General features: G+C 59.6%; 9 protein-coding genes and 3 pseudogenes. 3 read left to right on the top strand and 9 right to left on the bottom strand.

Features of this window, described 5'->3' with window-relative positions; all coding sequences use genetic code 11:
- The 3 genes and pseudogenes from JQ586_RS39435 to JQ586_RS39445 all read left to right on the top strand — a co-directional run.
- Nucleotides 1-737 (top strand): annotated as a pseudogene (locus JQ586_RS39435) (IS110 family transposase); the annotation flags it as partial.
- Between the two features lie 443 nt (nt 738-1180).
- Complete coding sequence (locus JQ586_RS39440; protein WP_212400022.1) at nt 1181-1819, top strand: flavin reductase family protein; 639 nt, start codon at nt 1181-1183, stop codon at nt 1817-1819.
- Between the two features lie 129 nt (nt 1820-1948).
- Nucleotides 1949-2713 carry an IS5 family transposase gene (locus JQ586_RS39445; protein ID WP_212400023.1) on the top strand — a complete coding sequence of 255 codons (765 nt, stop codon included), beginning with the start codon at nt 1949-1951 and terminating at the stop codon, nt 2711-2713.
- 1061 nt (nt 2714-3774) lie between these two features.
- Here the strand turns inward: JQ586_RS39445 and JQ586_RS39450 are convergent.
- From JQ586_RS39450 to JQ586_RS39485, 9 genes and pseudogenes are all read right to left on the bottom strand, one after another.
- A complete protein-coding gene (locus JQ586_RS39450; protein ID WP_212400024.1) occupies nt 3775-3948 on the bottom strand; it encodes a hypothetical protein in 174 nt (57 codons plus the stop codon).
- Nucleotides 3949-4233: 285 nt separating this feature from the next.
- Nucleotides 4234-5388 (bottom strand): hypothetical protein, encoded by a 1155-nt coding sequence (locus JQ586_RS39455; protein ID WP_212400025.1) that lies wholly within the window; start codon nt 5386-5388, stop codon nt 4234-4236.
- A gap of 1045 nt (nt 5389-6433) precedes the next feature.
- Nucleotides 6434-6874, bottom strand: a pseudogene (locus JQ586_RS41740) (alpha/beta hydrolase family esterase); the annotation flags it as partial.
- A 502-nt stretch (nt 6875-7376) separates the two neighbouring features.
- Nucleotides 7377-7806, bottom strand: a pseudogene (locus JQ586_RS40975) (DNA topoisomerase IB); the annotation flags it as partial.
- A gap of 222 nt (nt 7807-8028) precedes the next feature.
- The gene (locus JQ586_RS39465) at nt 8029-8361 is read right to left on the bottom strand and encodes a DUF5681 domain-containing protein (protein WP_212400027.1); all 333 of its coding nucleotides are present in this window, start codon (nt 8359-8361) and stop codon (nt 8029-8031) included.
- Nucleotides 8362-8375: 14 nt separating this feature from the next.
- On the bottom strand, nt 8376-8741 hold the full coding sequence (locus JQ586_RS39470; protein WP_212400031.1) for a DUF5681 domain-containing protein: 366 nt from the start codon (nt 8739-8741) through the stop codon (nt 8376-8378).
- Complete coding sequence (locus JQ586_RS39475; protein WP_312017089.1) at nt 8728-10134, bottom strand: DNA methyltransferase; 1407 nt, start codon at nt 10132-10134, stop codon at nt 8728-8730. The genes JQ586_RS39470 and JQ586_RS39475 overlap by 14 nt, the downstream gene beginning before the upstream one ends.
- Before the next feature lie 99 nt (nt 10135-10233).
- Entirely contained in the window at nt 10234-10719 is a 486-nt protein-coding gene (locus JQ586_RS39480) for a hypothetical protein (RefSeq protein ID WP_212400028.1), read from the bottom strand.
- On the bottom strand, nt 10710-10924 hold a 215-nt coding region (locus JQ586_RS39485; RefSeq protein ID WP_212400029.1), incomplete at its 5' end, for a hypothetical protein. The genes JQ586_RS39480 and JQ586_RS39485, both read right to left, overlap by 10 nt.

Below are 10924 nucleotides of genomic sequence, written 5' to 3' on the forward strand. Positions count from 1 at the left end.
TGCCCGCGGGATCGCCCAGTTGATCCGGATGGGATGGTTCCGGCCGGTACACGCAAAGTCGGTCGATGCGCAGGAGACCCGGGCCCTCTTAATCGCGCGCAAACAGCTTCTTGGTCGGCTGATCGACGTGGAGTTGAGTATCCGCGGGATTTTGCGTGGCTTCGGGCTGAAGGTTTGCCCGGTGACGCGGAGGAATTTCGAAGCGCGGATCCGAGAGTTGGTTGCGGGTCAGGCGACATTGGAGCGCATTGCCGGTGCGATGCTTTCGGCAAGATCGGCCTTGAAGGTAGAGTACGGAAAGCTGCACAAGGCTGTGCTGGCAATTGTGCGTGACGATACGGTCTGTCGCCGGCTGATGACAGTGCCAGGCGTTGGTCCCCTGGTGGCCATTACTTACAAATCGGCGATTGATGACCCTCACCGCATCAAAGGCAGCAGGTGCGCTGTTCGGGCTCACGCCAAAGAAATACCAATCGGGAGAAAAGGACGTCACAGGCGGGATAACGTTGGCCGGCGACGAGACGGTGCGCACGGTGTTGTATGAAGCAGCTAACGTTCTGCTATCGCGCATCACGCGGTTCTCAAAACTCAAACACTGGGGGATGGACGTCGCCAAACGGCGAGGCTCGAAGCGCGCAAAAGTCGCCTTAGCACGCAAGCTCGCAGTGATCCTGCATCGAATCTGGATCGACGGCACAACTTACCGATGGACTGACGCCGGCCCGATCGCAGCATAGAAGACGTGGAGGAGATCAAGAACGCAACCGGGCTAAACTGAAGTCCGGTGCCCGAAGTCCCGTCGCCGGGACGGTGGATCCGGTGAAGCCGTTACACGGCCAGTGGTCGTCATCTGACGAACCACGCGTATCTAGATAGGCTCACCGCTCCCTCTGACAGCATGATGTGGCGGCCAAGCGTTGACCACGGACAGAAGCATGAGCTCGGCGGCGTGACGTTCACTCGGGAGGCTTGACATCATCGGGCCCATTACAGAAGGCCGCGTACTCATAAACTGTCGGCGACGTCCGCTTTGCTCCGATACTGATCACTTTGTGCAACTGCAGCAAATGTCGCGATGGGCCCATAACCGGACCGGCGGCGCAGATGCTATAGTGGTGTCGTAGCCCATAGCACCTCTTCGACTGTGGCTGCGCATGTCGTGAGACGGGGAGCGGTCGCGATGCAGTTTGACTTCCAAGCCATGAAACCGATGGATCGTTACGAACTTCTCCTTGGCACGGTGCTTCCGCGACCGATCACGATTGTGACGACGCTTTCGGCCGACGGCGCTCTCAACGCTGCACCGTACAGCCTGTTTAATGTCGTCAGCCACGATCCGCCGGTCATTATGATTGCCGTGTTGCCCCATCCGGAGCGACGGCTCAAGGACACAGCCGCTAATGTCTTCGCGACACGGGAGTTTGTTGTAAACTTGGTGCCGCGGTCATTGGCCGAGGCCATGAACATCACGAACGTTGACGCCCCTCCGGGGACCAACGAATTGGCGCTTGCCAAGCTTGAGTCCACGCGTTCGACATCGGTAAGGCCGCCGCGGATTGCGAAGAGCCCCGTGGCATTCGAGTGCCGACTGTTGACTTCGTTGTCATTCAACTCCGATCAGGCAGTCCTGTTCGGAGAAGTCGTCACCGCGTTTGTTTCCGATGATCTCGTGCTGGATGCGGCTCATGGCGTCATCGACGCGCCGAAGCTCAACCTGTTTGGGGCTATGCATGCGGCGCGATGGTATTGCTCGACCACGGATCGATTTGAGATGGTGCGTTTCACTTGGGCGCAGTGGACCAACGAAGGCAAGGTTTAGGGCGCCATTTGAAGTCCGCTCCAGGTTGACGTTCGCTCCAGCCCGTAAGCGCCGTACCAAGAGCGGCCAGGAGCGTTGCGTTTGGCCCGACTGCCGTGATTCAAATTCCCGAATTTGGGGGCTCGAATCATGCGCTACGAACTCGCCGACCATGAATGGACCGCCATCAAGCCGAAGCTGCCCAACAAGCCGCGTGGCGTTCCTCGGGTCAACGACCGACGTGTCCTCAATGGCATCTTCTGGGTCCTCCGATCAGGAGCACCATGGCGTGATCTGCCGGCGGCGTTTGGCCCATACACCACTTGCTACAACCGGTTCGTCCGCTGGCGGCGGGCCGGTGTCTGGGGCCGCATCATAGACGCACTTGCCGCTGCCCATGATGCCGCTGTCCAGATGATCGACACCTCCATTGTCCGCGTGCATCAGCATGGAGCCTGCATCACAAGGAACCAGCGCCAATCGATGGGAAGGTCTCGCGGCGGCTTGACGAGCAAAATCCACGCGGTGGTCGATAGCAATGGTCTGCCGGTGCGGCTGGCGCTGAGCCCCGGTGAGGCCCATGACGTTCGACTTGCCGGAAAACTGCTGTCGCGTCTGAAATCCGGGGCAATGCTACTTGCCGACCGTGGTTATGACGCGGACTGGATCAGGGAGCTTGCTGTGAAGAAGAGCGCGTGGGCCAATATCCCGCCGAAAAGCAACCGCAGCGATCCAATCTGCTTTAGCCCCTATCTCTACCGCGCTCGCAACCGGGTCGAGCGGTTCTTCAATAGGATCAAACAATGTCGTCGGGTGGCGACGCGCTATGATAGGCTTGCCGCCAACTACCTTGCCTTTGTTCAACTGGCGTCAATCAGGCTGTGGCTGGCTGCGCGTTATGAGTCCGCGTCCTAGTTGCGCTCGGAGCGTTTCTTATAGGCGCGGCAGTTATCGCGCAGCGACGTGGCGCTGGCTGCAACTATCGTGCGCCGTGGTGTAATCGGTAGGTAGGCTCGGCGGAGTGCAACCGACAGCGCCTAATGACGCACAAGCGTAGTCTGTCCCGCTAGTCCCAGAATGATACGCCGCCGGGCTCGAAATACACTGTCCCGGCGGCGCCCTGTTTCAAGCTGGACCTGCTAATCCCAGCCAAGAAACGCATAGCAACGGCCGTGCCAGCCATTTGTGCAGAAGTGAACAGAGGTCGGGCGCGCTGCGCTTTTACATGCCGGTCGAGATGTCCACGCCGTAGCCCACGAAGATCAGGGAAATCACCATACCAACGAGGCTGAAGAACGATTGTGAGGGATGAGACCGGTGGCGAAGCCGCGAGATCGGTTGCGGGGTTTGCGTTCCGCAAAACTTGACCGAGATCCTGAAACTATAAGCCTTCGTCTTTCTGCATGGCTTTGCTCCCACGCCGCAAAGAGAAAAGTAAACTCAAGGACGCTCCAAAACGCGAGCGGCGGGCTTCCCGTGATGCGTCGGCTCACGTTATCCGACGACGGTCCAGACGGCTATTGCCACCATCACGACGGCAAGCACAGTGGGCCTGACGGGACCGGCTTTTGCCATGGCTCAATGTAACAGCTCGAGCTTCCGCATCTCTTGCAAGCGAGCTAGGCAATAATCCCGATACAACAAGTTGATAAAATCCCACATGACCTGATCCCTACTGATCCAACGGGCGAATGGTAGGCCGACTTCGCTTCGAGACTGCTTCGTGCACAGCGGAAATGGTTTCGCCGACACCGTGCCTGCGATGGGCCCCTGAAATCCCCAGCGGTCGGCAGTGTAGCAACCGGCGGCGCTGCACAATGTGAACTGGCTCACAACCTCGTAGGGCGGAAAACACAAAATCCGCCGCGGGACCGATTAGCCGGTGGTGGTGCACAACCGGCGCCGTGTCCTGAGCGAGCAGGGGGCATCTGTCGGCAGCAAGCGGAGAGGGTGGTGACGACGAGGGGGCCGCCGGTTCACGCGGCGGGCTGACGCTTCTGCGCTGCTTCCTCGGCTTTTACAGATACGGCAGGTTGTTTACGCTCGCTTTCGGGTCTCTGCCTTTCGCGCGCCGCGCGAACCCGCTGCACGCGCCTGGCCGCCCACCGCTGTTCGAACTTCCTTTCGATGTCCAGGGGGACAATAGACATGCCCGACCTCCGGGTTCACGGTCCTGCCCGATGTGGCGGTATCAACGCTTCACGGAAGCTAATGCTCCTAAACGGTCGATTAGAAAAACAAAATCTACCGCGTTTCGCGATGGCGGATATCTAGAGCGATGCAAAAAACTGCCAGATGATCAGCAGCACCACGATCAACAGCACGGCGAAGACAATCCTGCGGCCGGACCGATTCATTGGCGGACTCCGATTGAGGCGCTGACACAGGTCCAGCTACAGCATAAGGCGGAGCGCTGGACTACGGCCCGTGCTCATTCATTCCTTTTTCTTGCCAGGGAGCAAATTGGCGGCAGCCTTAAGAGTTTCCACAACGTTCTTACCCCCCACGATTGCACCGACTGTGAGGGCCGTCGGAACCACCAAGACGCCCGCCACACCACAAAAGGCTAGGCCGGCGCCAAACAGGGTCATGTCGAGCGTCCTGTCGCAGATGCTAACGTGCTTTTCGGTCCAGAAACGACGAAGTCCATCAGCGATCGAAAGAGTGGCATTGGCAATCGGGGTTTCGTCACGCCTTGCGTTCGCAGCGAGGAATTCTTCAACCTGGCGCTTGAGATCATAAAAGTTGTCGATCTCTGAATTCGAGCCATTCACGCGCAGTGCTTCGATCTTTAGCTCGATCGCGCTCAACAGCGACACGGCCGTGATGTGTGCTTGGATCTGGTTGTCCAGAACGGCCCGAACGATGACCGCCCGAGGGTTAACCCGCACGGTATCCGCGGTCTCGTATAGGAGGGGACTGCCGTGTTCCGTCAAAAGCGGCGAGCCGTTTTGGTGGAGAATTGCGCTCGGGCCGGTCGTTCCGTTCGGGCCTCCTGCTGCCATCGGCGGCTGCTCGCCATATCGGGTCGGACCAAATGGTTCCGCGGTCGCCGAGCCTTCGCCGGCGGCCATTCCTTTGGCGCCCACACCTTGGGCACGTCCGCGGTGTGTCTCGCTACCGGATGCAAACTCTACCGCCTCTGCCTGGTAAGGTTCATCTGATAGGTTAGGTGGCGGTCGCAAGTTCGCGCGCGCCATTGCCGCGATTATCTCTTCCGCTTGGGCTTCCGCCTTCGCATGCAACGCAGGCGATATCTCAAGTGCCCCATGCACCGGCCCGGCTGCGCTCTTAGCAGCGACACCATGAACGGCGATATCTAACTCAGTCTGTGACAGAGCTTTTCGCAGAATGAGCCGCAGCTTTTGGAAATTGACGAGCCGGTGCTGCTCGTAGTGAAGACCGTTTGAGGCGTTTTGGGCTTCGCTTTGTAGCGTCAGGTCTGCGGTCGCGCCGATTAGGGCGCAGGCATCGGCCACCCATTGCTCAGTGTCAGGAGGAAGTTGACCATTCGCTGGCGGCGAGGGCGTGCTGGAGATTAGTGCGGCTAGCCGGCTACGCAATTCTTCCGGCGGGATGGTCGGCGACATTCCGGGCACTCGCATCGAAGACCCCGCCTCGCAATTGATTTGCCAACATAGTGCCCACACGGGGCAATTCTCAGTCAATAGAAAATCGGACTAACCTATTGATATTATTTGGTGAGCGCGGAGGGATTCGAACCGTCGACCCGATGATTAAAAGTCGAGTGCTCACGATGCGCAACGGACTTCAACTCATTTCCGCGATCAATCCGGTTTGCTTCCCCGGAAATACGTCAACGTTCTCAAGGAGGCCTTACGACCTCGGTTTACCCATAACCTATTGATACAGCTGTTGATCGGGAGGACTCTTAATCAGCGGGTCCTAGGCTCGAGCCCTGGTGCATCCACCAAGGAAGAATCACTTTTCCCAATGGCTTCGTGGGACGAGAACGCTGCTCAAGGGGTGGTCGAGTGGCGCGATCGCCGTCGCCTGATGCGCAGCGCGGTTTTGCCAATACCGCTGCTGCGCTCGACAAGGATATCGAGCCGCCGACGCTGGTGTTTGACGGGAAATAGCCCGCGGTCGTACGAGATCGCGCGTCCAGCAGCCCGGGAGGCTGTCGAGGTTGCGTCCGGTGCAGGGCGCGAAAACGCGGGGAAAGGTTTTCCCGGTCACCATCGTCATATAGCCGTTACGGACTGGGGGAGCGAATGCTCGAGGAAGAAGCGCAGCATCAGCCTCGTTGCATCCGGTCCGTCCGGATCGGTGTAGGAGCCGGCGGGGCTGCCGCCAGACCGTGCGTGTCCGGCTCCGTGGATCTCCCAGTGTTCGAGGATTCCGCGGCTCCCGGGGTCGGTATGGACCGTGCGGGTGTAGGCATGCCCTCCCGGCACCCGTCCGCGCTGCACCTTCGCCGTTGTGCTCGTCCCGCCGATCGACTGTCGGACGATCCGATCTCCGTTTTTCGAATGCACCGTGGTGTCGCGATCGCCGTGGAATAATTGTGGGCACCGGCGGGCCATCGCTCGGCATTGCCTCAGGTCCGCCGCCTTGCTTCATGGCCATCAGCGCGGAGGGAAGGTCGCTGGCCGCCCCGCAGGCTAGTCCGGATGAATGCCGATCGCTGCATACAGATCGCCGTACGTCGATCCCATGACCGCGGCGGCCGCGGCTCCCGGCGACGTAGACGCGTTCCGGATCCACCGAATGGTCCCGCATGATCTGGCGGGTGATGCCGGCGATGAGCGAGGGCTCGCCGCCGCCGCGCTGCTGGTCGCCCGGACGAAACCAATTCCAGCATTTCGCCTGGTTTGCGTCGGCCCGTTGTGCGGGATAGGCCACGAAGCAGGTCTGTTCTTCGGCGATGAAGTTCATCCGCGTGCCCGCGGCGAAATCCTCCGGCGACTGCGTGCAGCCGTGAAGCATGACCACCAGCGGACTGGCTTGGCCATCGTAGCCGCTAGGGATGAAGAGCCGGTAGGCGCGGCTTCCCGCAGCGTTTGCGTAGGTGCCTTCGATGAACCTGGCGCCGTCCGGCACGATGTCCGCCATAGAGGGCGGGGCGCGCCGCACGAAAGCGACCCCAGCAACCCGGTAGACGCGCTGGGTGCTGAGGCCGCCGTGGGTGTCGGGCTTCGGGGGCCAGGAAGACACCCACCGGCAGGTTACGCCTAGTACACTCGGCGGTATAGGGCACAGGCGACCGCGCGGGCGCACCCCGGTCCTAGAACGTCATCGATGTGCGCTGAACGACCCCCGGCGCCGAAGTTTGGGGACTGCGCGCGCCGAGGGTCGCGAGCCGGTTGGGCTCGCTCTCGGCGAGGCTGGGGGGCCGGACCGAGAGCACGAGGTCGACTCCTCGCGCGGCTGATCGTTCCCCTGGGCTGTTGGGCAACAAGACGGGCGACCACGCGCCCGCCGCCCTGCGATTTTATTTCGATCGTCATCAAAGTGTGGTTGCGCCGCGATCGTCCGGACTGTGCGCACGAATGTCCCGCCGCCCTGTCCGGCGAAAGGGGCCATGGTGAGCGGGCGGCGGGACTGCACGGAGACCATCGCGTTCGACCCGGATGAGCGTCTTCTCCAGGAGACTTACGATCGTGGCCAGCACCTTTTCGCGCGGAAGACCATCGAGCTTTCATGTCCGAGGTGACGCGATCACGTAGTGCCGGCATCGCTGCCGCGAACTGCATGATGTGCTCATATTTTTTCTGCTCCCGCAGCTCATGCCATTTCGGGTGGTAGCGGTACTGCTTGCGCCCGCGCGCATCGAGGCCGGTCGCCTGAATATGTCCATTGGGCGAGGGACAGATCCAGACGAACTCGTAAGCGGGCGGAATGCCGATCGACTTGATGCGGCGGATGACGGCCCCATCCGTGATGCGCCTGCCATCCTTGTCGTAATACGTGAACGAAGTACCGGTGCGCTTGCGTCGATAGCCGGGAGCAGCATCGCTCACATAGCGCAGGCCTTCCTCCGCAATAGCCGCGGCGACTTCCGCCGAGCGGTCTTGGGTGTTCTCATCTCTGCTGCCCTTAGAGTCAGACCGATTGGCCTGCTGGATGGGAGCATCGTACCCAGCGTCGGTCTTGGCGGGGCTTGCCGGAGGCGCTCATGCGGGGCACGCCCGGCAGCAGTCGAGACCGGGGGCGCCAGTGCTTTCGAATTACGAGTAACAGGCTCAACTATTGAACCTGCGTCTTGCTCACAATCTCGCATCCGCTTCAGTGATAAAGAAGGTGATGGGATCACCGGGCGGCAGGTCGCCAGGAAATTGCCTCCGCAACTGGTCTAACAGGCGCGCTGCACTGTTGTTCTTGTTCAGCGCCATCGTGTAGATCTGGCTCACGTAGGCTTCCCAGAGCGGAATCCCGACCGTGGTACCATCGATATCGAGGCGGATCTGTTCCTTTGCAACTTTGCGAAACAGCGCTCCAGCAGAGACGTCAGGCCGCTTCTGCCGCCGAGGACGACCTCTCGGATTGCCCGAGTGACCCTTTTTGAATCGAGTGCTCACAGGGGGATTTCGGTTACTCATTGTTTTCATCCATACTATTTGTTTGGGAGCTCGCGGTCGGGCACTACGATGAAGCGAGTTTCGCCTGGACCCTCAGCTTCGGGTCCGAAGTATTTCTCGGCCATCTTCGCCACGAGCCTCGCCGCAGTGAGGTCGCCTCTGATCGCCTTGGTGAACTGCTGCCGAAAGTAAATTTCGGCTTTCAGCATGCGCTTACGTTTGCCATCTACATTGACGAGGATTTCTTCGTTATCGATGGATTGGAGAATCTTGCCAGGCTGAAGGTCCTGAGCGACCTTCTTGGACCGTCCGCTCGGGTTTCCAGATTGGCCCTTCTTGAAACGTGTGGTCACCGGAGGTTTTCGGTAACCAACCTCGTATTTCCTCTCATTGCTTCTCATCACCTAGCTCCTTCTCAACTTCGATTTCACAGAACAGCTTACCGTCCGACAACCGGATGGCATCGCGACCGGTCAGATTCTGCCAGCGCCGGATCAACGTATCGACGTACAAGGGATCAAGTTCGACCCCGCGACATCCACGGCCTGTCCGTTCGGCGGCGAGCAGCGTGGTGCCGCTCCCGAGAAACGAATCGATGACGGTCTCGCCGCGGTTCGAGCAATCAAGCAGCGCGTCCATCACCAGCTGGATCGGCTTCACGGTCGGGTGCAGCTCGAGCACGTTGTTGCCCTTGCGTGCCTGTGTGCTGGCGCTGTCGTAACGCCACACATTGGTGCGATGGCGCCCGTTCTTGCCGAGCTGCACATTGTTGGTGTGCGGTGCAGTGCCCGACTTAAAGACGCAGATCAGTTCGTGCTGGGAGCGATAGAGGGAACCCATGCCGGCCGCGCTCTTGACCCACACCGCGATGTTCTTCAACTCGGTGTAGGTCTCGCGGCCCGCGGCAAGAAGCTCGCCGAGATGGGCCCAATCCATACAAACAAAATGGATTGCGCCGTTCTTGCTGTACTTTGCCAGAAGCCCGCAACTATCTGCCAGGAAGCGGACGAACTCTTCACTGCTAAGCTCCCCGACACCTTCGGCAAACTCGCGATGGTGGACCTTTCCCTTGCCCGAGACGTGGCCCTCAATTCGAACGTTATATGGAGGATCAACGACCACGATGTCGGCGCGCTCGTCTCCCATAAGTTTAGTGAAGGCAGACTCGGACTTCGCATCTCCACAGTAGACGCGATGGGCGCCGAGCTCCCAGAGATCACCGACCTGGCAAACGGGCACTCCCGTTACCGGGTTCGTGTCGGCGATATCTTCGACCGGCGCTTCACTGAGCCTCTGGATGGCCACATCGATTTCAGGAAGGCTGAATCCTGTAACGGACAAATCGAAATCGGGATCGAGTTCTTTCAGTTCCAGGAGGCCCTCGCCGAGCAACCGCTCGTCCCAATGCGCATGCTGCGCCAATCGATTGTCCGCAATCCTCAGGGCCTTGAGCTGCGCTGCGGACAGATGCCTGAGCTCGATGACGGGAACACGCGGCATCGCGAGCTTCTTGGCCGCCAAGACGCGGCCATGTCCGATGATAACGTTTCCCTTATCGTCAGCCACGATGGGCATGACGAAGCCGAATTCTCGGATGCTATCGGCAAGCTGATTGACTTGACGCTGCGGGTGCTGACGCGGGTTGCGAGCATCCAATTTGAGGTCGGCGAGGTCCCGATATTCGATCTGCAGTTCAATCAGACCGGCATTGGTCGCCAAGCGGTTACTATTGGATAGATCTTCTATTGGTTGAGCATCGAATGATCGAGCGGTGCTTTTCTTCTTTGTGTCCACGTGAGTGCTCCGGCAGATTTGTCGAAGCACTTCATTTACAGCTGATTTTCGAAAAGTGGTGTACAGTCAATTCGCAACAAAGTTCGTCAGCCTGGGGAGCTACCTACGGGCCGGAGGCTGTTTTGTCGGGAAGTCGAGCAACTGCCGGCAACAGGTTCTCCAAAACCACCAGGCGCGGCGATCGGCCTTGGCTATCTCGACTGCCTCATAATACCGGGCGCGCAGCGTCCCTGCATTTGTAATGGTGTGGTCGGCAAAAATACTGCCGTCAGCACTCGGAATCACCTCCGAGCGTTCCGGGTCTATTTCAAACCGGGTCCGACGCTTGCCCTGCTTGCCTCTCCTGTCCGTGTTGGGATCAGCATTTGCTTTCGTCAAATCCTCAATGTTTCCGCCCACTGCGGAGATCATGCCGCCTTGGGCGATTATTTTTTCACATACCTGCTTGATGGAGGGGGTCCGTCCGGTACTCATCCGAATGCGAGTTCGGTAAAGCTGAACGGTAATCCAGACGTTGGCGTAAAAATCCGGATGTCTCGTTGCTGATCGAGGTGGCCGCCCGCGGCGAGGTTTAGTTACTTCCAAGTTATGTCCTTTATTGCGTCCAATGGAGTCAATTGTCCTGCCGGCACGTCTTTGCACGTCCAGAAGGTTGTGTCCCTAGTGATGGTATAGCTCGGTAGAGCAAAGCCGCCCGGACGTGCGCCCCACAAAGCGCCGTAGCGGGCGGGCGGCTTTGCGGTGGTCACCGGCAGTTCTCCGGTAGGATCGGGTTGCGACACGCCAACGC

The sequence above is a fragment of the Bradyrhizobium jicamae genome (assembly GCF_018130215.1).
In the GTDB taxonomy this organism is placed as follows: Bacteria; Pseudomonadota; Alphaproteobacteria; order Rhizobiales; family Xanthobacteraceae; genus Bradyrhizobium; species Bradyrhizobium jicamae_A.

What these genes read in the sequence shown, in the direction of transcription:
- JQ586_RS39465 (WP_212400027.1), bottom strand. Translation starts at nt 8,361, where the DNA reads ATGAGTAACCGAAATCCCCCTGTGAGCACTCGATTCAAAAAGGGTCAC.
- JQ586_RS39470 (WP_212400031.1), bottom strand. Translation starts at nt 8,741, where the DNA reads ATGAGAAGCAATGAGAGGAAATACGAGGTTGGTTACCGAAAACCTCCG.
- JQ586_RS39440 (WP_212400022.1), top strand. Translation starts at nt 1,181, where the DNA reads ATGCAGTTTGACTTCCAAGCCATGAAACCGATGGATCGTTACGAACTT.
- JQ586_RS39445 (WP_212400023.1), top strand. Translation starts at nt 1,949, where the DNA reads ATGCGCTACGAACTCGCCGACCATGAATGGACCGCCATCAAGCCGAAG.
- JQ586_RS39450 (WP_212400024.1), bottom strand. Translation starts at nt 3,948, where the DNA reads ATGTCTATTGTCCCCCTGGACATCGAAAGGAAGTTCGAACAGCGGTGG.
- JQ586_RS39455 (WP_212400025.1), bottom strand. Translation starts at nt 5,388, where the DNA reads ATGTCGCCGACCATCCCGCCGGAAGAATTGCGTAGCCGGCTAGCCGCA.